Below are 22,926 nucleotides of genomic sequence, written 5' to 3'. Positions count from 1 at the left end.
GCAGTGCTCGCACCCGACCGGGAGTAGTGCTCACACCCAGTCGTAGGTGCGTTCCACCGCCTTGTTCCACTCGCCCATGAGGTGGTCGCGGTCGGCGGCCGGCATGGCCGGGGTCCAGCGTTTGTCCTCGGCCCAGTTGGCGCGGATGTCGTCGGTGGAGGACCAGTAGCCCACCGCGAGACCGGCCGCGTAGGCGGCGCCCAGGGCGGTGGTCTCGGTGACGACCGGCCGGACCACGGTGGCGTCGAGGATGTCGGACTGGAACTGCATGAGCAGTTCGTTGACCACCATGCCGCCGTCCACCTTGAGGGTGACCTTCTCGACATCCAGGCGCTGCGCGTCGGCATCGGCGCGCATGGCGTCGATGACCTCACGGGTCTGGAAAGCGGTGGCCTCCAGCACGGCTCGGGCCAGGTGCCCCTTGGTGACGAAACGGGTCAGGCCCGCCACCACGCCGCGCGCGTCGGGCCGCCAGCGCGGGGCGAACAGGCCGGAGAAGGCGGGAACCACGTACGCGCCGCCATTGTCGGCGACCGTGCGGGCCAGCGGTTCGATCTCCTCGGCGGCGGAGATGATGCCCAAATTGTCGCGCAGCCACTGCACCAGCGAACCGGTGACCGCGATCGAGCCCTCCAGGGCGTAGACCGCGGGCTGATCACCGAGCCGATAGCAGACGGTGGTGAGCAGCCCGTGCTCACTGAAGACCGGGGTGGTGCCGGTGTTCATGAGCATGAAATTGCCGGTGCCGTAGGTGTTCTTGGTGTCGCCCGGGGACAGGCAGGCCTGGCCGAAGGTGGCGGCCTGCTGGTCGCCGAGAATGCCGGCCACCGGGACGCCGGACAGGGCGCCGGTGGTGATGGGCGCGTAAACCTCGGAGCTGCTGCGGATTTCGGGCAGCATGGCCATGGGCACGCCGAATTCAGCGCAAATCTGCGGATCCCATTGCAGCGTGCGCAGATCCATCAGCATGGTGCGCGAGGCATTGGTGACGTCGGTGATGTGCAGGCCGGTCAGGTTCCACAGGATCCAGCTGTCCATGGTGCCGAAGCACAGTTCCCCGGACTCGGCGCGCTGTCGCGCGCCCGGCACAGCGTCGAGGATCCAGCGCAGTTTCGGCCCGGCGAAATAGGTGGACAGCGGCAGGCCGGTGCGGTCGGCGTAGCGGTTCGGGCCCTGGTCGCCGGCGAGTTCCGCGGTGAGGTCGGCGGTGCGGGTGTCCTGCCAGACGATGGCGTTGTGGATGGGCTTGCCGGTGGCGCGTTCCCAGACCACGGTGGTCTCACGCTGATTGGTGACACCGGCGGCCGCCACCTCCGCGGCGCTGATGCCGCAATTCCGCAATGCCTCGGCGATGACCGATTCGGTGTTGCGCCAAATGGATTCGGGATCGTGTTCGACCCATCCGGGTCGCGGGAAGAGCTGTTCGTGTTCGCGCTGAGCGACTCCGGCGATTCGGCCCTGATGATCGAAGACGATGCACCGACTCGACGTCGTGCCCTGATCGATGGCGGCCACATAGCGACGCATTGATCGAGGCTAACCGACCGGGCCTACTACTGTGGGCTACGGTAGCGCTGGGTAGCCGAAAATTAGCCCGGAGGAGTCTCGCATGATGAATCAATCGCGATCGCAGTTCCTCGGCCCCGAGCAGCGTGAGGCTGCCTGGGGGCGGCTCGGCAAGGACACCTTCGACGTCATCGCCATCGGCGGCGGCGTGGTCGGCGCCGGAATCGCGCTGGACGCCGCCACCCGGGGCCTGGAGGTCGCCCTGGTCGAGGCCCGCGACCTGGCCTCCGGTACCTCCAGCCGCTCCTCCAAGATGTTCCACGGCGGTCTGCGCTACCTGGAGATGATGGAATTCGGGCTGGTCCGTGAGGCTCTCAGGGAGCGCGAGCTGGCGCTGTCCACGCTGGCGCCGCACCTGGTGAAGCCGCTGAAATTCCTCTACCCGCTCACCCACCTCGGCTGGGAGCGTCCCTACGTGACCGCGGGCCTGGTGCTCTACGACACCATGGGCGGCGCGAAATCCGTTCCCGGACAGCATCATCTGACCCGTTCGGCCGCGCTGCGGCAAGCCCCCGGCCTGAAGCGCGACGCCCTCACCGGCGGGGTGAACTACTACGACACCGTCGTCGACGATGCCCGCCACACCATGACCGTGGCCCGCACCGCCGCCCACTACGGCGCGGTCATCCGCACCTCCACGCAGGTGGTCGGCTTCCTCAAGGAGGCGGACCGAGTGGTCGGCATCAAGGCGCGCGACACCGAGGACGGCCGCACCACCGAGGTGCGCGGCAATGTCGTCATCAATGCCACCGGCGTGTGGACCGACGAAATCCAGTCGCTCGCACAGCAACGCGGCCGATTCCATGTGCGCGCGTCCAAGGGCGTGCACATCGTGGTGCCGCGCGACCGCATCGCCAGCGATACCTCGCTCATCCTGCGCACCGAGAAGTCCGTGCTCTTCGTCATCGCCTGGAACACCGACCACTGGATCATCGGCACCACCGACACCGACTGGAACCTCGACCTCGCACACCCGGCTGCCACCAAATCCGATATCGACTACCTGCTCGGACAAGTCAACAAGGTACTGGTCACCCCGCTCACCCAGGCCGATATCACCGGCGTCTACGCGGGTCTGCGGCCGCTGCTGGCGGGGGAGAGCGACGAGACCTCCAAGCTGTCCCGCGAACACGCGGTGGCCCGCATCGCCCCCGGCCTGGTCGCCATCGCCGGCGGCAAGTACACCACCTACCGGGTGATGGCCTACGACGCGGTCGACGAAGCGGCGCAGTACATTCCGCAGCGGGTGCCGCCCACCATCACCGAGAAGGTGCCACTGCTGGGCGCGGACGGCTATCACGCGCTGATGAACCAGACCCCGCACCTGGCCGAGAAGTACGGCGTCCACCCGTACCGGATCCAGCACCTGCTCAACCGCTACGGCTCCCTCATCGACGAGGTGCTCGGCCTCGCCGACGGCAAACCCGATCTGCTGCAACCGATCACGGATTCACCCGGCTACCTGCGGGTGGAGGCCGTCTACGCGGCCGCCGCCGAGGCCGCCCTGCACCTGGACGACATCCTGGCCCGGCGCACCCGCATCTCCATCGAATACGCCCACCGCGGTGTCGATTCCGCCGACGAGGTGGCGCGGCTGGTGGCCCCGGTGCTGGGCTGGTCGGAGGCCGATATCGAGCGGGAGGTGGCGATCTACACCGCCCGGGTCCGGGCCGAGATCGACTCCCAGACCCAGCCCGACGACGCCTCCGCCGACGCGCTGCGCCTGGTGGCCCCGGAGGCGCGCCGGGAAGTGCTGGACGCTCAGCGCACCAACTTGTAGTTGAACTCGGTGGTGCCCAGTGCGCCCATGAGCCGCACCCACAGCGGCAGCATTATCTCGGTGCCGCGGGCGGTGGTGATATCGCCCAGGTCGATGATGTCGCGCCAGCCGAACTCGCGCAGCAGGCCGCTCACGGTCTCCTTGGCCTCGGCGTCGTCACCCGAGACGAAGATCGTGTGGTCGCCGCCCGCCACCCGCTCCGGATGCACCATCACCTCGGCGGTGACGGTATTGAGCGTCTTCACCACCTGCGCCTCGGGAAACGCCCGCTGCACCTGCTCGCCGACCGAATCGGTGTTGCAGATCGCGAGAAACGGCGGAAAACCGAGCGAGAAGTCCAGCGGATTCGAGATGTCCACCACCACCTTTCCCGCCAGCTGCGCCGCCCCCGCGCCCGACAGCGCGGCCACACTGGCCTGCCCCGCCGTCGCGTTGATGATCAATTCCGCCCCGGCCGCCGCCGCTGCCGCCGTGGCCAGCGGCGCCGGAAACGGCTCCTCCTCCCGCGCCTCCGTGGCCTGGACATCCCGGGTCCCGATTACCACGTCATGTCCCAGTTCCACCAACCGCGCCGACAATGTCCGCCCGACCGCCCCCGTGCCCAGGATTGCGATTTTCATGCCCGCAACCATAGGCCCGGAAACCGGGCCCGGTAACGCATTCCGGCAGCGACGAATCATGCCTGTCGCGTGAGATACCGGGACACGGCCCGGCGGCCGCGAGCGGTCAGCGGTGGGGCGGCTGGCACCGGGGGCAGAAGTAGATGCCGCGTTCGGCGCGGGTCGGGTTCGCGTCGTCGCCGAGCAGATGGACGACCAGGGGCGTGCCGCAGCGGGGGCAGGGGCGGTGCTGACGACCGTATGCCTGTGCGCGCCAAGGTGGTTCGTGGGCGGCCTTGACCAGGACACGGTGGGCCTCGTCGACCAGGGCGGGCAGGTCCTCGATCTCGCCGACCGGGGTGGCGGGATGGACGCGGCGGAGGAAACAGACTTCGCTGCGGTAGATATTGCCGATCCCGGCGAGGTTGGTCTGATCGAGCAGGGCCAGGCCGATGGGGCGGCCGGGGTCGCCGGACAGGCGGCGGACCGCCTCGGCGGGATCCCAGTCCGGGCCCAGCAGATCGGGGCCCAGGTGGTCGGTCGCGGTGTGTTCGTCGGGGCGGCGCAGGACTTCGACCAGGCCGAGGGAGAAGCCGACGGCTTCGGCGTCCGCGGTGGCCAGGATCAGGCGCGCGGTGAAACCCGGTCTGGTCCACCGCTGTCCGGGGGCATAGACCCGCCACTCGCCTTCCATCTCGAGATGGGTGTGGATGCTCAGGTCCGGAGTGCGGACGAACAGGTGCTTGCCGTAGGTCCCGACGCTCTCGATCTCCCGGCCCCTCAGGTCGAGGGTCGCGTATCTGGGCACCCGGAAGTCGCTGCGGGCCAGCACCTTGCCCGCCAGGGCTTTTCGGAGCCGGTTGGCGGTGAGAAAGACCGCGTCGCCCTCAGGCATGCGGGCTCACGGGCGGCTCCGTAGCCGGAAGCCCTTCGGGGTCGTCGCGAAACCGGCCTCGGTGAGGAAGCCGGCGAAGGTGTTGCCGTGCACCGATTCCCCGTTCACCCGGTCGATGACCAGGGAGTCCACCCGGCGGTCGTGGACCAGGGCGGCCAGGGCGGTGGCCGCGGCGGTGCGCACCGCCGGGTCCTCGGTGAAGGTGAGCAGGGTCTTGCCGCCGCGCTCCAGATACAGCGCGAGTTCGCCGTCGACCAGGACCACCAGCGCACCCGCCTTGCGCCCGGGACGGTGTCCCGCCCCCTCGGCCGCCGCCTTGGGCCAGGGGAGCGCCGCGCCGTACGGATTCGCCGGATCGCAGGCCGCCAAGGCCACCGCGATGCCGACCGGCTGGGGCGAGAAGCCATCGCCCGCCGTACGAGTGCGATCGGTGTCGAAGGAGCGCAGGCGGTCCACCACGTCGGTGGTCGAGAACTGCGCGCCGCCCAGCGAATCCACGAAGTATCCGCGACGGCAGCGGCCGCGATCCTCGAACTCGGTGAGCACCCGGTACATGAGTGCGAATCCGCCCGGCACGCCTTCGCTCTGCACCGAGCCACGAGTCAGCACGCCGTACCGCTCCAGCAGCACATCGGCGGTGGCGTGGGCGCGAATCGTGGTGTCGGCCACCCGTTCCGGCAGCAGCGACCAGCGGCCCGCCACCTGTGGCGAGGCGGTGCGGGCGGGCATTCCGGTGCGCGGCAGGTACATCCGCCCGCGTGGGGCCCGGCGCGGCGTCCGATGCGCGGTGGTGGTGCGGGTGGTGCCCGCCAGCAGGGCGCGCACGGGCGCGAAGGTGTCGCCGCCGATGTGCCCGGCCCACACCAGATCCCACAGTGCGGTCGTCACGGTGGCCTCGTCGTCGGAGCCGGCACTGTCCACCAGCTGCCGGAAGAAGTACGCGCCCCCGGTATTGCCCGCGACCACCTGGTATTCACCCTTCGGCAGCGTGGTGCCGACCGGCTCCTCGCCCTCCGCCCCCGCGACCCGCGCGGCCGCATCGACGGTGCCGCCGATCACGGTGGCCCCCAGGGTCGTCAGCAGCCCGATGTGCCGCTCGGTGAGATCGATGTCATCGGGCGGCGGCAGCGTCAGTCCCGCCTGTTCGGCCGGATGCAGGGCGATCCAGCCGTCCTTGGCGGTGATCGACCCGTGCCCCGACCAGATCACCTCGCCGGTGGCCATGAGCTCGTCCAGCATGGCGGGGGAGTAGTCGCGCACCCGCAGCGGCAGGATCAGCGATTCCCACGCCGAGGCCGGAATCGGCACGCCCGCAAGCTGTTCCACCACCGCGGCGACGCCGTCCACGCCGCGCAGCTCCCCGGAGCCGACATGCTGCCAGGACGGCAGGAAGCGGCCCAGCGCGGCGGTCGCCACCGGTTCCACCTCCTTGCGGGCGGCGGCCAGCGAGCGCCGGCGCAGGCGGCGCAGCACCTCGCTGTCACACCACTCCGCGCCCGCCGCACCGGGCGTGAATTCGCCCTCCACCACCCGCTTCTCGAGCGAGAGGCGGTGCAGCGCGGTGGCCGCCACGGCGGGGCCCAGCCCGAAACGATGCGCCGCCTGCGTCAGGGTGAACGGCCCGTGCGTGCGCGCGTAGCGGCCGATCAGATCGCCCAGCGGATCGGCGACCGGCTCGACGAAGGCCGCCGGGACCCCGATGGGCAGCGGCACGCCGAGCGCGTCCCGCAGCCGCGAGGCGTCCTCGATGGCCACCCACCACTGCGACCCCGCGAAGGAAACCTCCAGCGCCCGGCGCGATTTCACCAGCTCCGCGAACCACTCGCGCGGCTCCGCCACGCACCGCTCGGCCGCCTCCGCGGCCGTCAGCGGGCCCAGCAGCCGCAGCAGATCGGCCAGCCCCTCCAGATCCCGCGCCTGCCGCTCGGGCGTGAGCCGCTGCAATTCCCGCTCGGTCTGCGCCAGCACCCCGGCATCCAGTAGCTCCCGCAGCTCGACCCGGCCCAGCAGCTCCGCCAGCAGGCTGGAATCGAGCGACAGCGCCGCCGCCCGCCGCTCCGCCAGCGGGCTGTCACCCTCGTACATGAACTGCCCGATGTAGTCGAACAGCAGGGAATTCGCGAACGGCGACGGCGTGGCCGTCTCCACCTCGACCAGCCGGATCTGCCGCCGCGCCACCCGGCCCAGCAGGTCCCGCAGCGAGGGCAGGTCGTAGACGTCCTGGAGGCACTCCCGCACGGTCTCCAGCAGGATCGGGAACTCGGGGAACTTGCGCGCCACGTCCAGCAGCTGCGCCGCCCGTTGCCGCTGCTGCCACAGCGGCGCGCGTTTGCCCGGATCCCGGCGCGGCAGCAGCAGCGCCCGCGCCGCGCACTCCCGGAATCGCGACGCGAAAAGCGCGGAGCCGCCGACCTGTTCGGTCACCAGATCGTCGATCTCGTCGGTCTCGAACACGAACAGCTCGGCCCCCGGCGGATCGTCGGTGGTGTCCGGCAGACGCACCACGATCCCGTCGTCCGACGGGGTCGGCGCGGCATCCACCCCGAACCGCTCCCGCAGCCGGGCCGCGACCGCCAGCGCCCACGGCGCGTGCACGGGCAGCCCGTACGGCGAGTGCAACACCACCCGCCAGTCACCCAGCTCGTCCCGGAACCGCTCCACCACCAGCGTCTTGTCCGTCGGCAGCTGCCCGGTGGCCTCCCGCTGTTCGGCGAGCAGCGCCACCAGATTCCCGGTCGCGTTCTCGTCCAGGCCCGCTGTCCGCGAGACCCGCTCGAGTTCGGATTCCGGCGTTGGCTTGCGCCCGGCGGTTTTCGAGGCGCGTGCTTTCGAAGCAGCGGATTTCGGAGAGTCCTCCGCCTTGGCTTCGGGATCGTGACCCGCGGCGAATTCGGCCAGGGCCTGTGCCAATTCGACCGGGGCCCGCCCCTTGGATTTCCCGGTTGCTTTCGGTCCGGCCGTCTGGGGCTCGGCCGTGCCTCGCCCGGCCGCGCGGTGCTGTTCGACGGCCTGCCCGGCGAGGCGCACGAATTCACCCAGCGCCGCGCCCAATTCGGCGGGTCGGCCCAGGGAATCGCCGTGCCAGAAGGGAAGCCGGCCGGGGAGCCCGAAAGCGGGTGTCACCAGCACTCGATCGAAGGTGATCTCCTCGATCCGCCAGCTCGTCGCACCCAGGGCGAAGACATCGCCCACCCGCGACTCGTAGACCATCTCCTCGTCGAGTTCGCCGACGCGGGATGCTTTTTCGCCCACCATGAAGACCGGGAACAGGCCGCGGTCCGGAATCGCCCCGCCCGAGGTCACCGCCAGCCGTTGCGCGCCGGGGCGGCCGGTGAGGGTGCCCGCGTCGCGGTCCCACACGATGCGCGGCCGGAGTTCGGCGAACTCGTCGGAGGGGTAGCGTCCCGCCAGCAGGTCCAGGACCGACTCGTAGGCCGAACGGGGCAGCGCCGCATAGCTTCCCGTGCCGCGGACGGTGTCGAACCAGGCATCGGCGTCGATCGGCTCCAGGGCGCAGGCGGCCACGGTCTGCTGGGCGAGGATGTCGAGCGGGTGAGTGGGGACCTGCAGTTGCTCGATCTGCCCCGCCGTCATGCGCAGGGACGCCACCGCGCAGTGGATGACATCGGTGCGGTGCTTGGGGAAGATCACGCCCCGCGAGATCTCACCCACCTGGTGCCCGGCCCGGCCCACCCGCTGCAACCCGGAGGCCACCGACGGCGGCGCCTCCACCTGCACCACCAACTCGACCGCACCCATGTCGATGCCGAGTTCGAGGCTGCTGGTGGCGACCACGCAGCGCAGCCGCCCACTCTTGAGGTCGTCTTCGATGAGCGCCCGCTGCTCCTTGCTCACCGACCCGTGATGGGCGCGCGCGAGAAGCGTTGTGGCGCCGTGGATCACCTCCGTGGACGCGCCCAGCTGGGCGGGCGGCGCGTGCTCGGTGTCCACTGCCTCGCCGATGCGCGCCGCATACGCCTCGTTCAGGCGCGCCGTCAGCCGCTCCGACAGCCGCCGCGAATTCGCGAACACGATCGACGACCGGTGCTCGAGCACCAGATCCACGATGGCCTCGTCCACGTGCGGCCAGATCGAGCCCGGTTGATCCGAATCCTCCGCGCCCGCATCGGGTTCGGTCATATCGGGCACCGGCACCCGCACCGACAGGTCGAAGGTCTTGGGCGCGGGCGGCGCGACAATGGTGATGGGCGCGCTCCCGACCAGGAACCGCCCCACCTCCTCCGGCGGACGCACCGTCGCCGACAGCCCGATCCGCTGTGCCGGACGTTCGAGGCGCGGGGAGGCGGAGCGGAGCAGGTCCAGTCGCGCCAGTGAAAGCGCGAGGTGCGCACCGCGTTTCGAGCCCGCGATGGCGTGCACCTCGTCCACGATCACCGTGTGCACCCCGCTCAGCGTCTCCCGTGCCGCCGAGGTCAGCATGAGGAACAGCGATTCCGGCGTGGTGATCAGAATGTCCGGCGGCGTGCGCTGCATGGTGCGCCGATCCGCGGCGCTGGTGTCACCGGAACGCACCCCCACGCGAATCTCCGGTGCTGCCACACCCAAACGCTTGGCCGTCTGCGTGATCCCGACCAGCGGCGCTCTCAGGTTCCGCTCGACATCCACGGCCAGCGCCTTGAGCGGAGAGATATAGAGCACCGACGTCTTGCGCGGCCCCTCGGCCGGCTCCCGGGTGGCCAACTGGTCGATGGCCCACAGAAACGCCGACAGCGTCTTACCCGACCCGGTGGGCGCGATCACCAGCGTGTGCTGCCCCGCCGCGATCGATTCCCACGCCCCCAGTTGCGCGGCCGTCGGCGCGGGGAACGCACCGTCGAACCACTCTCTGGTAGCGGGTGAGAACCGATGCATGGCCCCAGTCTGCACCCGCGCACCGACAGACTCCGCCAATCTGTGGGGGCAACCCCGTCATACACGGCATCGCGATACGCCTCCAGATCCCGCGCGTAGGCTTCGGACCGTGCAGAAGGTGCTCCGACTCGACCTGGTCAGTCACGGTATGACCGAGGCGATGCGCAGAGCACGATTCCCGGTCGATGAACCCCTCACGGAAGCGGGCCGCCGCGCGGTCTCCGCCTGCGGCCGCCTGACCGCCGCCCGGGTGATCACCGCCCCCGAGCGCCGCACCGTCGAAACCGCCACCCTCATGGGGCTCATGGGCGACGAGGACGATCGACTACGCGATCTCGACGCCGGGGCCTGGCGCGGTGGCGAACTCATGTCCGTGCCCAAGGAAGACCTCTATCTCTGGCTGACCGACCCGGGCTTCCGCGGTCACGGCGGCGAGGCGGTGGTCGACGTCATCGAGCGCACCGGCGAATGGCTCGCCGATATCGCCCTCGACGGCGAACCCACCATTGCCGTCACACATCCCGCGGTGATCCGCGCCGCGCTGCTGGTCACCCTCGACGCGCCCGCAAAGTCCTTCTGGCGCATCGATGTTCCGCCCGTCACCGTCACCCGGCTGCACTATCGGGGCGAATGGACGCTCCACTTCCGCTCGTGACCAGCTAGCTCTGCGGAATGCGCTGCGCGGCGGCCAGCATGGCCCGCACGGCGTCGGTGATCAGGCGGGCCGAGATCCCGGGGTCCACGGCGCGTTGAATGCCCAGGCCCAGGCCCAGACTCAGCAGCGTGGTCGCGGCGTCCTCGGCCGAGATGGGCAGGGTCAGGTGCATGGAGTCGGCCAGCGCCTGCAGCTGAACCGCGACCGCGCCGCGCATCATGCTCAGGCTGGAGACCAGCGCGGCCTGCAGATCCGGGTCGTCGCGGGCCACGATGGCGAACTCGAATTCCAGCAGGGTCCAGCCGACATCGCCGAGTGTGCGCTCGGCCCAGCCCTGGAAGCGTTCCATCCGCGCCTCCAGGTCGTCCTCGCCGGCGAGCAGGTCGCTCAGCTCGGTGAACTTGGTCTCGTGGATGAGCGCCAGCACCTCGAGGCAGAGCGCGGATTTGGTCCGGAAGTTCGAGTAGACCGCGCCCTTGGAGTACCCGGCCTCCTCGGCGACCCGTTCCAGGCTGGTCTTGGCATATCCGTCCGTCAGGAACATCTCGCGCGCGGTGGCGAGCAGGTCCGCGCGGGTGCGCGCCTGGCTCTCGGTCCTGGTCAGTCGTGCCATGGCCACGATTCTATGTACTCCAGGATTTGAGATACCGACGGTATGTGAAAACTGCTAGTCTGCGAAACCATGAGTAACAGGAACGGGTCACAGCGACGTGGCCTGGCCATCGGGTGCGGCGGCACGGTCGGCATGGCCTGGATCGTCGCCGCGCTGGCCGCGGTACGGGACGTGCTCGACTGGGACCCGCGCATCGCCGACGTCATGATCGGCACCTCGGCGGGCGCGGAGGCGCTGACCATGCTGGGCAGCGGCATCGGGGTCGACGACCTGGTCGCCATGCAGCGCGGCACCGCCACCAACCCGATCCTCACCGACCACATGCGCTCGGAGCCCGGACGATTCCCGCCGCTGCCGCGCCCGCGCCTGGGCGCGCCCGGCCGCGCGGTCCGGGAACTGCTGGCCCGTCCTGGCAACGGTCACGCCCTGCTCACCGCGGGCAGTGGGTTGCTGCCGCAGGGGGGCGGCGACCCGGCCTGGCTCCAGCGACTGGCCGAGCGGCTGAACCCCGGCCGGGACTGGGTCCAGCACCCGGCGACCTGGCTGGTGGCGATGGACAATGCCAGCGGCGAGCGGGTGGCCTTCGGCTCCCCGTCCGCACCGGACGCGAATCTCGGTGCGGCCCTGCGCGCTTCGTGGGCGGTGCCCGGCTGGTTCCCGGCCGTCCCGATCGCGGGCCGCCGGTTCATCGACGGCGGCGCGGCCTCCACCGCGTCCGCCGACCTGCTCATCCCGGCCGGCCTCGACGAGGTCGTGGTGATCGCCCCGATGGCCTCCACCGGCCGCCTGCCGGTCACCGGCCCCGGCCACTTCCTGGAGCGTCAGCTGCGAAACCGGATGAGCGAGAAGCTCGATGCCGAGATCGCCCTGCTGCGCGCCAGTGGCGTGCGGGTGCTGCGCATCGACGCCACGGCCGGGGATCTCGCGGTCATGGGCCCCAACTTCATGGACGGCCGCCGCCGTCTCGGCGCCTTCGAACACAGCCTGGGCAGCACCCGCCGCCAGGTCGAACAGGGAGAGTTCAGATGAGCCTCTTCGGAAACCGCTATCCCGCCATCGAATTGACCGGCGCCCGGGTCCTGATCACCGGCGCGGGCCGCGGCATCGGCCAGTGCACCGCCGAGCTCTTCGCGAGCAAGGGTGCGCGGGTCGCCATCGCCGATGTGGACACCGCCGCCGCGCAGACGGCCGCGGACACCCTGGACGCCAGGGCTTTCGAGCTCGACGTGCGCGACCGGACCCAGTGGGACAAGGTCGTCGCCGACTTCGGTCCGGTCGACATCCTGGTCAACAATGCGGGCGTGATGCCCGCGGGCGCCTTCCTCGACGAACCGGATGCGGTGGGCCACACCACCATGGACGTCAATGTCTGGGGCCTCATCCACGGCATGCGCGCCGTCGTCCCCGGGATGATCGAGCGCGGCCACGGCCACGTGGTGAACGTCGCCTCGCTGGCCGGCAAGATCCCGATCCCGGGCCTGGCCGTCTACAACGCCAGCAAGTTCGCCGCCGTGGGCCTGTCGGCCGCCACGCGTCTGGAGTTCGCGCCGCACGGCGTCAGCGTCAGCTGCGTCATGCCGTCGGCCGTACGCACCCGCCTGTCCTCGGGCCTGGCGCTGGGCGGCGGCATGCCGACCGTCGACCCGGAGGACGTGGCCGAGGCCGTGCTCGGGACCGTGCGCACCCGCCGCGCCGAGGTCGCCGTCCCGAACTACCTGGCCCCCATCGACGTCGCGCTGGCCGCCGCGCCCGAGCCCGCGGTCCGCCTGGTGCGCAGGCTCTGCAACGGCGACCGGGCGCTGCACCCGGCCGACGAGCAGGTGCGCGCGCGATACGAGGAACAGGTGCGCGCGATCGCCGCCGAGGAAGACCGGCCCGAGGTATAGGTGGTCCGGCGGGGCCGAGGGGTGCTACTCGAACCGAATGCCTTGCGCCAGCGGCAATTCGGCGGAGTAGTTGACGGTATTGGTGGCCCGGCGCATATACGCCTTCCAGGAGTCAGACCCGGACTCCCGGCCACCGCCCGTCTGCTTCTCGCCGCCGAACGCGCCGCCGATCTCGGCCCCCGAGGTGCCGATATTGACATTGGCGATGCCGCAGTCCGACCCGTCGGCGGCCAGGAACCGTTCCGCCTCGCGCTGGTCCCGGGTGAAGATCGACGACGAAAGTCCCTGCGGCACACCGTTGTGCAGCTCGATGGCGGTGTCCAGGCGGTGGTAGGTGAGTGCGTACAGGATCGGCGCGAAGGTCTCCTCCCGGACCACCGCGGTCTGCGCGGGCATGCGTACCAGGGCCGGGCGGACGTAGAAGGCGTTCTCGCCCGGCCCCTCGATACGCTCACCACCGCAGATCAATTCACCGCCGTCGGCCAGCGCGCGCTCCAGCGCCGCCCGCATGCCGTCGTAGGCCCGCTCGGTGATGAGCGGCCCGACGAGAACGCCCTCCTCGAGCGGGTTACCCACGCGCAGTTGGCGATACGCCGCCGAGATCCGATCCAGCAGCGGCCCGGCCACATCCACCTGCACGATCAGCCGCCGCAGCGTCGTGCACCGCTGGCCCGCGGTGCCCGCCGCCGCGAAAACGATTCCGCGCGTGGCCAGGTCGAGATCCGCCGAGGGGGTGACGATCGCGGCGTTGTTGCCGCCCAGCTCCAGCAGGCAGCGACCGAACCGCGCCGCCACCCGCGGTGCGACCTGCTGCCCCATCCGCACCGACCCCGTCGCGCTCACCAGTGCCACCCGCGGATCGTCCACGAGCTGCTCGCCGATCGCCGCCGGGCCCTGGATCAGCTGGTGCACTTCGGGATCCACGCCCACCTCCCGCGCCGCCCGGCGCAGCAGGGTGTGACAGGCCAGCGCGGTCAGCGGCGTCGCCTCCGACGGCTTCCACACCACGGTGTCCCCGCACACCAGCGCGACCGCGGTATTCCAGGCCCACACCGCGACCGGGAAGTTGAACGCCGAGATGACCCCCACCACCCCGAGCGGATGCCACGTCTCCATGAGCCGGTGCCCGGGCCGCTCCGACGGCATGGTCCGCCCGTACAGCTGCCGCGACAGCCCGATGGCGAACTCGCAGATATCGATCATCTCCTGGACCTCGCCGCGCGCCTCCGCGCCGATCTTGCCCGCCTCCACAGTGACCAGTTCGCCCAGCTCGTCGCGGTGCACGGTGAGCAGCGCCGCCAGCCGCCGCACCACCGCGGCCCGCTGCGGCGCCGGTACCGTGCGCCAGCTCCGGAAGGCGGTCTCGGCGCGGGCGATGGCGGCGTCGACCGCGGCGGAATCGCTGGCGCGCAGGGTGATCAGCTCGTCGCCGGTGATCGGGGTGCGGGCCGAGAGTTCACCCGGTTGGGGCGTTTCGACACCGAGGCGTTGCAGCAACTTCTCCGTTTGCTCACGGAGCTCACGGGTCACCCCGTCTGACAGTGCGTGACTCATTACATGCTCCAGGTTGGGTTCCGGCACCGAGTTCGGTTCGCTGCGTTAGCCTTCGCTGATGGCGGATACACCGGCGAAACTTGTACTCGACGACATCGATCGACTGCTGATCCGTGAGCTGATTGCCGATGGTCGCGCCACCCTGTCCAATCTGGCGGAGAAGGCCAACCTTTCGGTTTCCGCGGTGCAGTCGCGGGTGCGGCGGCTCGAGGCGCGGGGCGTGATTCGCGGCTACACGGCGAATGTCGATCCCGAGGCGCTGGGCCAGATGCTGTCGGCTTTCGTCGCGATAACTCCTCTCGACCCGTCTCAACCTGATGACGCACCCGCACTGCTCCAGCACATTCCGGGTATCGAAGCGTGTCACTCGGTCGCCGGCGATGAGAGCTACATGCTCATGGTGCGGGTGGCCTCGCCCAGGCACTTGGAGCAGCTGCTGCAGGAGATCCGAGCGACGGCCAACGTCCGGACGAGAAGCACCATCATTTTGCAGACATTCTATGACAAGTAAGGTCGCAGCGGCCGCAGACATTCAGGTATCGCGCCGGTCACGGGCGTAATTATTCCGGAACTTACCGGCATGGCCGTAAAAGTTCATTTACGCTGGGTGACGTGACCCTCGAACTCGATCGGCTCGGGGCGGCCGCCGAAACCACCCTTGTCACCCCCGCCCGGGTGCATGAGATCCTCGCCGGGAGCATTCTCGCCGACGGCTTCGACCTGGTACTGGACCTGCGCGAGTCCCGCGGCCGCCGGCTCGTGGACGCCCGCGACGGCACCGCGTACCTCGACATGTTCGGCTTCTTCGCGTCTTCGACGCTGGGCATGAACCACCCCGCCCTGCTGGGTGACAAGCCCTTTCTGGCCGGCCTCAGCGCGGCCGCGCTCAACAAGCCCAGCAACTCCGACGTCTACACCGTCGAAATGGCGCGCTTCGTGGACACTTTCGTGCGCGTGCTCGGTGATCCGCGGCTGCCGCACCTGTTCTTCATCGACGGCGGCGGCCCCGCCGTCGAGAACGCCCTCAAGACCGCCTTCGACTGGAAGTCACGCCACAACGAAATGCACGGGCGCCCAGGTGAACTCGGCACCAAGGTGCTGCACCTGACCGGAGCCTTCCACGGCCGCACCGGCTACACGCTCTCGCTCACCAACACCGACCCGGTCAAGACCGCGCGCTTCCCCAAGTTCGACTGGCCCCGGATCGACACCCCGTATGTCGGACCCGATCATCCCGACATCGAGGCCGCAGAGCGGCACGCGCTCGACCAGGCGCGCCGCGTATTCGCCGAAAACCCCTACGACATAGCGTGTTTCATTGCCGAGCCGATTCAGGGAGAGGGCGGCGACCGGCATCTGCGCCCGGAGTTCCTGCGCGCGATGCAGCAGCTGTGCCACGAGCACGACGCGCTGTTCGTTCTCGACGAGGTGCAGACCGGTGTCGGCATGACCGGCAGCGTGTGGGCCTACCAGCAGCTCGGCCTCGAACCGGATGTCGTGGCCTTCGGCAAGAAGACCCAGGTCTGCGGCATCATGGCGGGCGGCCGGGTGGACGAGGTGCCCGACAACGTCTTCCATGTCGGCTCGCGCCTGAACTCCACGTGGGGCGGCAATCTGGCCGACATGGTCAGGGCCCGGCGGGTTTTCGAGGTGATGGAGCACGAGGATCTGGTGGGCCGGGCCCGGGAGCTGGGCCCGTACCTGCTCACCCGGCTGACCGAATTGTCCACGGCCCATCCGGAAGTCACCGATCCGCGCGGTCGCGGCCTGATGTGCGCCATCACCCTGACCACCCCGGAGCGGCGCAACGAAGTGGTGAACCGGCTGCGCGAGCAGGAGCACGTCCTGATCCTCGGCACCGGCGAGCGTGGCATTCGGTTCCGGCCGCCGCTGACGGTAACCGAGGCGGAGCTGGATGAGGCTGTGGACGCCCTCGGACGCGTATTGGCCTGAGCCGCAACCCGACCGGTTGCGTCCGAGTTGCCCGTGTTTGCTGAATAGTCGCTTTTGTCCGAACCGCGTGGCGCGCAGCGACACTCCGTGATCGCGCCGCGAACCTCCATGTCGCCGCCTACTATTCGACGACATGTCAGCTCACCGCAATGCCGCCATGGCACGGTGCACCCTGTGATCGCGCGCCGTGCACGTCTGGGTCTGGTCATCTCCATCGCAATGCTGGCCGGTTGCTCGAGTGGTGGTGCGGTCACCGTGCCGCGCCCTTCCGCGCCCCCGGCCACCCCGCCCGGTGCGGCGGCGGCGCCGGACCTGCTACCCGGCATGCCGCCGCCACTCTCGCCCAACGACGTCTACGCGGCCACCCGCGAACTCAGCCCCGCCGTGGCCGATCAGCCCACCCGTGTCTACGTCCCCAACAGCGAATCCAACACCATCACCGTCATCGACCCGGACACCTTCGAGGTCATCGACACCTATCCGGCCGGTGGCCGCGAACCCCAGCACGTCGTCCCCTCCTACGACATGCAGATGCTCTACGCCAACAACGATCTCCCCATCGGCAGCGGCAGCCTGCTGCCCATCGACCCCCGCACCGGCGAGGCGGGCGACCCCATCCCGGTCCGCGATCCGTACAACATGTACTTCACCCCGGACGGCAAGTACGCCCTCGTCGTCGCCGAGGCCGATCGCTCCCTGGACTTCTACGACCCGCACAGCTGGGAGAAGCTGCACGACATCGCGGTCCCCGACTGCCCGGGCGTCAACCACATGGACTTCACCGCCGACGGCCGCACCGCCCTGGTCAGTTGCGAATTCGGCGGGCGCCTGGCCGTGGTCGACATCGCGGGACTGCGCCTGCTGCGCATGATCGACCTGCCCGGCGGCCGCTCCGGCATGCCGCAGGACGTCAAGCTCGCACCCGACGGCCGCACCTTCTACGTGGCCGACATGATGGCCAACGGCATCTACGTCTTCGACGCCGAGACCTTCGACAACACCGGCTTCATCGCAACCGGCGCGGGCACCCACGGTCTCTACATCACTCGCGACTCCAAGCAGATGCTCATCACCAACCGCAAGGAGGGCAGCATCTCGGTCCTGGACTTCGCGACCGGACAGCTGGCGAGCAAGTGGCGGATCCCCGGCGGCGGCAGCCCGGATATGGGAAATCTCTCCGCCGACGGCCGCGTCTTCTGGGTCTCGGGCCGCAACAACAGCGAGGTCTACGCCATCGACATCGTCGAGTGGAAGCTGCTCGCGCGCATCCCCGTCGGCCGCGGCCCGCACGGTCTCACCATCTGGCCCCAGCCGGGCAGATATTCGACCGGCCACACCGGCGTCATGCGTTGAGCCCCTCGGCTTTCCGAGGCGCGTGGGGCCCGGAATCCCGCCGGCCCGCGGTGTGTGGACCCGGCCAAAACCGAGCCGGGATGACTGGGGGAATTTGCTATTGAACAGCGTTCGAGTCGAGCCGGTGCGGTGCTCGAATCGCGCTCTCTACCTGCGGCTTTCTACTGGCGGGTAGCCAATAACCGTACTCGCGAGTAGCCCCGTCTGGATTACGAAGGGGGTCTGGTACTGGTTACACTCCCCGTCATGACGAGTGTCCAGCAGCAGCCTTCGCCGGGGTCGGCGGGCGCCCCTGATATCCACACCACCGCCGGCAAGCTGGCTGACCTGCGCAATCGGCTGGAAGAGGCCAAGCACCCGATGGGTGAGGCCGCGGTCGACAAGGTCCACGCCAAGGGCAAGATGACCGCGCGCGAGCGCATCCTCGCCCTGCTGGACGAAGGCTCGTTCGTTGAACTCGACGCCCTGGCCCGCCACCGCAGCGTGAACTTCGGCCTGGAGAACCAGCGTCCGCTGGGCGATGGCGTGGTCACCGGCTACGGCACCATCGACGGCCGCGACGTCTGCATCTTCTCCCAGGACGTCACCGTCTTCGGTGGTTCCCTCGGCGAGGTCTACGGCGAGAAGATCGTCAAGGTCATGGACCTGGCGCTCAAGACCGGCCGCCCGCTGATCGGCATCAACGAGGGCGCCGGCGCGCGCATCCAGGAAGGCGTCGTCTCCCTGGGCCTCTACGGCGAGATCTTCCACCGCAACATCCAGGCCTCGGGTGTCATCCCGCAGATCTCGCTGATCATGGGCCCGGCCGCCGGCGGTCACGTCTACTCGCCCGCGCTGACCGACTTCGTGGTCATGGTCGACCAGACCTCGCAGATGTTCGTCACCGGTCCCGACGTCATCAAGACCGTCACCGGTGAAGAGGTCACCATGGAGGAGCTGGGCGGCGCCCACACCCACATGGTGAAGTCCGGTGTGGCGCACTACGTCGCCTCCGGCGAGCAGGACGCCCTGGACTACGTCCGCGACCTGCTGAGCTACCTGCCCAGCAACAACCGCGCCGAGGCTCCGCGCTTCCCGGCCACCGCCGCCGCGGGCGCCATCGAGGAGAACCTCACCGAGGCCGACCTCGAGCTGGACACCATCGTCCCGGACTCGCCGAACCAGCCCTATGACATGCACGAGGTCATCAAGCGCCTGGTCGACGACGAGGAGTTCCTCGAGGTCCAGGCCGAGCGCGCGATGAACGTGATCGTCGGCTTCGCCCGGATCGACGGCCGCAGTGTCGGTTTCGTCGCCAACCAGCCTTCCCAGTTCGCGGGCTGCCTCGACATCGACGCCTCGGAGAAGGCCGCGCGCTTCGTGCGCACCTGCGACGCCTTCAACGTCCCGATCATCACCCTGGTCGACGTGCCCGGCTTCCTGCCCGGCACCGGCCAGGAGTACAACGGCATCATCCGGCGCGGCGCCAAGCTGCTCTACGCCTACGGTGAGGCTACTGTGGGCAAGATCACAATCATCACCCGCAAGGCCTACGGCGGCGCCTACGACGTCATGGGTTCCAAGCACATGGGCGCCGACGTGAACCTGGCGTGGCCGACCGCGCAGATCGCCGTCATGGGCGCCTCGGGCGCCGTCGGTTTCGTCTACCGCAAGCAGCTGCAGACCGCGGCCGCCGAGGGCAACGACGTCGACGCACTGCGCCTGGAGCTGCAGAACGAGTACGAGGACACCCTGGTGAACCCGTACGTGGCGGCCGAGCGCGGCTACGTCGACGCGGTCATCCCGCCCTCGCACACCCGCGGCCAGATCGTGTCGGCGCTGCGGCTGCTGGAACGCAAGATGGTGTCCCTGCCGCCGAAGAAGCACGGCAACATTCCGCTCTGATAATGCGATATGCGCGGTGTGTGGGGCGCACACTGTCGAATGGGACAAAGGTCTCGTACCGCGCACGATCGCCTCATCCGAGCGAAGATGTTCAGGAATGGCCCTCGCCGTCGAGGGTTGTAACGAATACCGTTTGCGGCCGGACAAACACGGGCCACGAACGCGCCGCACACCCTGCGGCGAACGGACAGGAGGACTGGCGCTGTGACGACCATGGCCGATGAAGAAGTACTGCGCGCCGCCGAACTGGATCTAGCAACCGTCGATGAACTGGCGGACGCCGTCGACACGGCCCTCACCGAGGTCGCAGCGTCGAGCACCGACCCGGTCATCCGGGTCCTGAAGGGCAACCCGACCGACCTCGAGCTCGCCGCCCTGCTCACCGTGTTCGCCGCCGCGTCCGCGAGCGCCGCGGCCGCACCGGCCGAGACCGGCCCGGCCGACAACTGGGGTGTGCCGACCCTGATGCACCGCGGCTCTTCGCCCTTCTCGCCCTACGCTTTTCCGGCGCTGTCGCACCGGCGTGACTGACGGCCTGTGACCGTCTTCGTACTAGCGTCTCAATCTCCGGCCCGGCTCGGCGTCCTGCGCAATGCGGGCGTCGAGCCGGTCGTGCGGGTGTCCCATGTGGACGAGGACGCGGTGGTCGCGGCGCTGCCCGCGGATACCGCACCCGATCGTGTCGTCATCGAACTGGCCCGCGCCAAGGCACGTGAGATCGCCGGCCAGCTGGCGGCCGATCCCGCCTTCGCCGATTCCGTTGTGGTGGGCTGCGATTCGATGCTGCTCGTGGACGGCATACTCCAGGGCAAACCCCTGACCCCCGAGGTCGCCCGCACGCGCTGGGCCGAGATGGCCGGGCGGAGCGCCGATCTGCTCACCGGGCACTGCGTGCTGCGGCTGCGTGCCGGTGAGGTCACCGCCGAGGCGGCCGACTGTAGTTCCACCACGGTGCATTTCGCCAAGCCCGAACCCGATGAACTCGACGCGTACATCGCGACGGGGGAACCGCTGCAGGTGGCCGGATCCTTCACCCTGGACGGCCTGGGCGGCTGGTTCGTGGACAAGATCGACGGTGATCCGTCGAGTGTGATCGGTATCGGCCTGCCGCTCGTGCGCCGGCTACTGGCCGAAGTAGGCGTCGGAATTGCGCAGCTGTGGGTCGGTGGCCGCGCGTAGCTGCGGTTCGGTGGCGGTCCGCAGTTGCGGTGCGATGCGGCCGGTCGAGGGCGCTAGTCGAGGCTCGCCGGACTCGGCCTGACCCTCCTCGCGCCCGGCCTCGCCGGGACGCCCCTGTAGTAGTTCCAGACGGGCGACACACAGTTCGGGTTCCACGAACGGGTGTAGGCGCACGGTCACGCTCTCGCGGCCGCCGTTGCGGTCCAGTACTTCTCGCATGAGTCCCAGGTGCACGCCGCACACCACCTCGGAGTGGGTGCGGGCCAGTTCGCGTAGCGGGCAGGCGGTCATGCGGATCAGGGTGGACTCTTCGGTCTCGCCGGCCTGGTCGCGTTCAGGGGCGAAGCCGAGCTCCGACATCAGCGTGACGGTGAGGTCCTTGGCGTCTTCCAGCGTTTCGACGGGCTGGTCCGCCGCTTCCAGTTTCGAGCCCCAGGCGCGCCCGGCCGCGATGGCGGCCTCGGAGCGGCGGCGCGGATCGCTGCCCAGCTGATCAGCGAGCACCTGCGCCAATTCCTGATAACCCACCGATCGCTGTACAGCGGTATAGCCGATGCGCGGGCGACCGCGGCCGCGCGGCGGCTGCTGAAATTGGCGGACCAGCGATTCCCGGGTTAGGACGTCCAAATGAAAACGCACCGTTGTCACATGTTGTCCGGTGACGCGCGCCAGTTCCTGGGCGTCGAGAGGCTCGCTGGCGCCACGTAGGATCGCAAGCAGTCGCCGTCGCGGCCAAGAATCGGACATAGCTCACCCCTCCTCTCGAGAGACTTTATCGGATGAAGCTGCGCTTAATTCGCTCAATCATCCGATTCGTGATCTGAAACGAGTTACGTAACCGCCACATGCCTACGATCGGTGTCGAGATTCGAACCGCCAATACCTAACCCACCACGCGTGAAGGACCACAACGTGCCCGTCGCTCCGGATCCGCATCACTCGTTCGGCTCCTACGCACATCCTCACCGACTAGTAACCACAGAGTGGCTATCGGCAAACATCGGCACGCCGGGACTCAAGATCATCGAGTCCAACGAAGACATATTGCTATACGACATCGGGCATGTGCCCGGCGCCATCAAGATCGACTGGCGCACCGAGCTGATCGATTCCCGCACCCGTGACGTCGTCGACGGCGTGGCCTTCGCCGAACTGATGCGGGCTAAGGGCATCGAGCGCGACGACACCGTGGTCATCTACGGCGACAAGTCCAATGGCACCGCGGCCGCCACCCTGTGGGTGTTCTCCCTCTTCGGACATGAGGACGTGCGCCTGCTGGACGGCGGCCGCGACGCCTGGATCTCCGAGGCTCGCGACACCACCTTCGAGGTGCCCGCGGCCGGGCTGGGCGACTATCCGGTGGCCGATCGTGACGACAAGTCCGCCCGCGCGTTCCGTCAGGACGTGCTCGCGCACTTCGGCGGCCCGCTCATCGATGCGCGCGGGTTCGACGAGTACACCGGCGAGCTGGTCGTTCTCGATCGCCCCGAGGAACAGGCGCTGCGCGCGGGCCACATTCCCACCGCTGTCAATATTCCGTGGACCTCCTCGGTGGGCGCGGACGCCCGCTTCCGGCCGCGGGCCGAGCTCGATGTCATCTACGGCGCGGTGGTCACCGGCGTCGCGCCGCTGGTCTACTCGCGAGTCGGCGAACGGTCCGCGCTGACCTGGTTCGTGCTGACGTATCTGCTGGGCGTGCCCGGTGTGCGTAACTACGACGGCTCCTGGACCGAGTGGGCCAATGCGGTCGGCGCCCCCATCGTGATCGGCGAAGAACCCGGCGAGCCGCCCGCGGTCGTGGCAAGCTCGTAACGCCCGCGCCCCTCCCGGGGTATGCACAGGGGAAGGTCGCGGGAGAGTCTGGTAGAACAGGTTCTAAAAAAGACCGTTCGAAGAGTCGCATTGCTCACTCTTCGGGCCTACTCTTCGGTAGCCCTATCCTCGGTTCGGTGATTGTTGGCACGATGCCTACACTGCCGACAGACGAAAGTATCCAGAGCACAGGAGGCTCAGTGCCCAACCATGCCAACGCGCAGATCACAAAGGTCCTCGTAGCCAACCGAGGCGAGATCGCCGTGCGTGTGATCCGGGCCGCCAAGGACGCCGGTATCGCCAGTGTGGCCGTATACGCCGAACC

At 69.2% G+C, this 22,926-nt stretch carries 19 protein-coding genes; 12 read left to right on the top strand and 7 right to left on the bottom strand.

Annotated elements, in window-relative coordinates; genetic code table 11:
- Positions 1 to 30: 30 nt before the first annotated feature.
- Complete coding sequence (gene glpK / locus AB0L60_RS00095; RefSeq protein WP_364605147.1) at positions 31 to 1,527, bottom strand: glycerol kinase GlpK; 1,497 nt, start codon at positions 1,525 to 1,527, stop codon at positions 31 to 33.
- Between the two features lie 82 nt (positions 1,528 to 1,609).
- On the opposite strand from glpK, the gene glpD reads away from it, so the two are divergent.
- The gene (gene glpD / locus AB0L60_RS00090; RefSeq protein ID WP_364605145.1) at positions 1,610 to 3,346 is read left to right on the top strand and encodes a glycerol-3-phosphate dehydrogenase; all 1,737 of its coding nucleotides are present in this window, start codon (positions 1,610 to 1,612) and stop codon (positions 3,344 to 3,346) included.
- On the opposite strand, the gene AB0L60_RS00085 is transcribed toward glpD, so the two are convergent.
- From AB0L60_RS00085 to AB0L60_RS00075, 3 genes are all read right to left on the bottom strand, one after another.
- Positions 3,328 to 3,966 carry an NAD(P)-binding domain-containing protein gene (locus AB0L60_RS00085; RefSeq protein WP_364605143.1) on the bottom strand — a complete coding sequence of 213 codons (639 nt, stop codon included), beginning with the start codon at positions 3,964 to 3,966 and terminating at the stop codon, positions 3,328 to 3,330. The genes glpD and AB0L60_RS00085 overlap by 19 nt on opposite strands.
- 106 nt (positions 3,967 to 4,072) lie before the next feature.
- The gene (locus AB0L60_RS00080) at positions 4,073 to 4,840 is read right to left on the bottom strand and encodes a DNA-formamidopyrimidine glycosylase family protein (RefSeq protein ID WP_364605141.1); all 768 of its coding nucleotides are present in this window, start codon (positions 4,838 to 4,840) and stop codon (positions 4,073 to 4,075) included.
- A 6-nt stretch (positions 4,841 to 4,846) separates the two neighbouring features.
- Entirely contained in the window at positions 4,847 to 9,712 is a 4,866-nt protein-coding gene (locus AB0L60_RS00075) for an ATP-dependent helicase (RefSeq protein WP_364605139.1), read from the bottom strand.
- Between the two features lie 109 nt (positions 9,713 to 9,821).
- On the opposite strand from AB0L60_RS00075, the gene AB0L60_RS00070 reads away from it, so the two are divergent.
- Positions 9,822 to 10,367 (top strand): histidine phosphatase family protein, encoded by a 546-nt coding sequence (locus tag AB0L60_RS00070; RefSeq protein ID WP_364605137.1) that lies wholly within the window; start codon positions 9,822 to 9,824, stop codon positions 10,365 to 10,367.
- Positions 10,368 to 10,371: 4 nt separating this feature from the next.
- Here the strand turns inward: AB0L60_RS00070 and AB0L60_RS00065 are convergent, their stop codons facing one another.
- Complete coding sequence (locus tag AB0L60_RS00065; protein WP_364605135.1) at positions 10,372 to 10,980, bottom strand: TetR/AcrR family transcriptional regulator; 609 nt, start codon at positions 10,978 to 10,980, stop codon at positions 10,372 to 10,374.
- 69 nt (positions 10,981 to 11,049) lie between these two features.
- Here AB0L60_RS00065 and AB0L60_RS00060 point away from each other — a divergent pair, with 69 nt between their 5' ends.
- Together AB0L60_RS00060 and AB0L60_RS00055 are read left to right on the top strand one after the other, a co-directional pair.
- On the top strand, positions 11,050 to 12,009 hold the full coding sequence (locus AB0L60_RS00060; protein ID WP_364605133.1) for a patatin-like phospholipase family protein: 960 nt from the start codon (positions 11,050 to 11,052) through the stop codon (positions 12,007 to 12,009).
- Positions 12,006 to 12,866 (top strand): SDR family oxidoreductase, encoded by an 861-nt coding sequence (locus AB0L60_RS00055; RefSeq protein WP_364605131.1) that lies wholly within the window; start codon positions 12,006 to 12,008, stop codon positions 12,864 to 12,866. The genes AB0L60_RS00060 and AB0L60_RS00055 overlap by 4 nt, the downstream gene beginning before the upstream one ends.
- Before the next feature lie 24 nt (positions 12,867 to 12,890).
- Here AB0L60_RS00055 and AB0L60_RS00050 read toward each other — a convergent pair whose 3' ends face one another.
- Entirely contained in the window at positions 12,891 to 14,420 is a 1,530-nt protein-coding gene (locus tag AB0L60_RS00050; protein WP_364605129.1) for an aldehyde dehydrogenase family protein, read from the bottom strand.
- A 58-nt stretch (positions 14,421 to 14,478) separates the two neighbouring features.
- On the opposite strand from AB0L60_RS00050, the gene AB0L60_RS00045 reads away from it, so the two are divergent.
- The 6 genes from AB0L60_RS00045 (at position 14,479) to AB0L60_RS00020 (ending at position 20,789) form a co-directional block, all read left to right on the top strand.
- Positions 14,479 to 14,931 (top strand): Lrp/AsnC family transcriptional regulator, encoded by a 453-nt coding sequence (locus tag AB0L60_RS00045; RefSeq protein ID WP_040855781.1) that lies wholly within the window; start codon positions 14,479 to 14,481, stop codon positions 14,929 to 14,931.
- 101 nt (positions 14,932 to 15,032) lie between these two features.
- A complete protein-coding gene (lat, locus tag AB0L60_RS00040) occupies positions 15,033 to 16,373 on the top strand; it encodes an L-lysine 6-transaminase (protein ID WP_364605126.1) in 1,341 nt (446 codons plus the stop codon).
- Between the two features lie 174 nt (positions 16,374 to 16,547).
- Positions 16,548 to 17,726 carry a beta-propeller fold lactonase family protein gene (locus AB0L60_RS00035; RefSeq protein ID WP_364605124.1) on the top strand — a complete coding sequence of 393 codons (1,179 nt, stop codon included), beginning with the start codon at positions 16,548 to 16,550 and terminating at the stop codon, positions 17,724 to 17,726.
- A gap of 246 nt (positions 17,727 to 17,972) precedes the next feature.
- The gene (locus AB0L60_RS00030; protein ID WP_354830132.1) at positions 17,973 to 19,610 is read left to right on the top strand and encodes an acyl-CoA carboxylase subunit beta; all 1,638 of its coding nucleotides are present in this window, start codon (positions 17,973 to 17,975) and stop codon (positions 19,608 to 19,610) included.
- A gap of 213 nt (positions 19,611 to 19,823) precedes the next feature.
- Positions 19,824 to 20,141, top strand: a complete 318-nt coding sequence (locus tag AB0L60_RS00025) for an acyl-CoA carboxylase subunit epsilon (RefSeq protein ID WP_364606666.1) — start codon at positions 19,824 to 19,826, stop codon at positions 20,139 to 20,141.
- A gap of 6 nt (positions 20,142 to 20,147) precedes the next feature.
- On the top strand, positions 20,148 to 20,789 hold the full coding sequence (locus AB0L60_RS00020) for a nucleoside triphosphate pyrophosphatase (protein WP_364605122.1): 642 nt from the start codon (positions 20,148 to 20,150) through the stop codon (positions 20,787 to 20,789).
- Here AB0L60_RS00020 and AB0L60_RS00015 read toward each other — a convergent pair.
- Entirely contained in the window at positions 20,733 to 21,536 is an 804-nt protein-coding gene (locus AB0L60_RS00015; protein WP_364605120.1) for a transcriptional regulator, read from the bottom strand. The genes AB0L60_RS00020 and AB0L60_RS00015 overlap by 57 nt on opposite strands.
- Before the next feature lie 165 nt (positions 21,537 to 21,701).
- Between AB0L60_RS00015 and AB0L60_RS00010 the strand changes: the two genes are divergently transcribed.
- Positions 21,702 to 22,601, top strand: coding sequence for a sulfurtransferase (locus AB0L60_RS00010; protein ID WP_364606663.1), 900 nt, complete (start codon positions 21,702 to 21,704; stop codon positions 22,599 to 22,601).
- 200 nt (positions 22,602 to 22,801) lie between these two features.
- A partial coding sequence (locus AB0L60_RS00005; RefSeq protein WP_364606660.1) for a biotin carboxylase N-terminal domain-containing protein occupies positions 22,802 to 22,926 on the top strand: 125 nt, incomplete at its 3' end.

The sequence above is a fragment of the Nocardia sp. NPDC051981 genome (assembly GCF_040680715.1).
Taxonomy (GTDB): Bacteria; Actinomycetota; Actinomycetes; order Mycobacteriales; family Mycobacteriaceae; genus Nocardia.
This window is presented reverse-complemented; position numbering and strand designations above follow the sequence as displayed.

What these genes read in the sequence shown, in the direction of transcription:
- glpK (WP_364605147.1), bottom strand. Translation starts at nt 1,527, where the DNA reads ATGCGTCGCTATGTGGCCGCCATCGATCAGGGCACGACGTCGAGTCGG.
- glpD (WP_364605145.1), top strand. Translation starts at nt 1,610, where the DNA reads ATGATGAATCAATCGCGATCGCAGTTCCTCGGCCCCGAGCAGCGTGAG.
- AB0L60_RS00085 (WP_364605143.1), bottom strand. Translation starts at nt 3,966, where the DNA reads ATGAAAATCGCAATCCTGGGCACGGGGGCGGTCGGGCGGACATTGTCG.
- AB0L60_RS00080 (WP_364605141.1), bottom strand. Translation starts at nt 4,840, where the DNA reads ATGCCTGAGGGCGACGCGGTCTTTCTCACCGCCAACCGGCTCCGAAAA.
- AB0L60_RS00075 (WP_364605139.1), bottom strand. Translation starts at nt 9,712, where the DNA reads ATGCATCGGTTCTCACCCGCTACCAGAGAGTGGTTCGACGGTGCGTTC.
- AB0L60_RS00065 (WP_364605135.1), bottom strand. Translation starts at nt 10,980, where the DNA reads ATGGCACGACTGACCAGGACCGAGAGCCAGGCGCGCACCCGCGCGGAC.
- AB0L60_RS00060 (WP_364605133.1), top strand. Translation starts at nt 11,050, where the DNA reads ATGAGTAACAGGAACGGGTCACAGCGACGTGGCCTGGCCATCGGGTGC.
- AB0L60_RS00055 (WP_364605131.1), top strand. Translation starts at nt 12,006, where the DNA reads ATGAGCCTCTTCGGAAACCGCTATCCCGCCATCGAATTGACCGGCGCC.
- AB0L60_RS00050 (WP_364605129.1), bottom strand. Translation starts at nt 14,420, where the DNA reads ATGAGTCACGCACTGTCAGACGGGGTGACCCGTGAGCTCCGTGAGCAA.
- AB0L60_RS00045 (WP_040855781.1), top strand. Translation starts at nt 14,479, where the DNA reads ATGGCGGATACACCGGCGAAACTTGTACTCGACGACATCGATCGACTG.
- AB0L60_RS00030 (WP_354830132.1), top strand. Translation starts at nt 17,973, where the DNA reads ATGACGAGTGTCCAGCAGCAGCCTTCGCCGGGGTCGGCGGGCGCCCCT.
- AB0L60_RS00025 (WP_364606666.1), top strand. Translation starts at nt 19,824, where the DNA reads ATGGCCGATGAAGAAGTACTGCGCGCCGCCGAACTGGATCTAGCAACC.
- AB0L60_RS00015 (WP_364605120.1), bottom strand. Translation starts at nt 21,536, where the DNA reads ATGTCCGATTCTTGGCCGCGACGGCGACTGCTTGCGATCCTACGTGGC.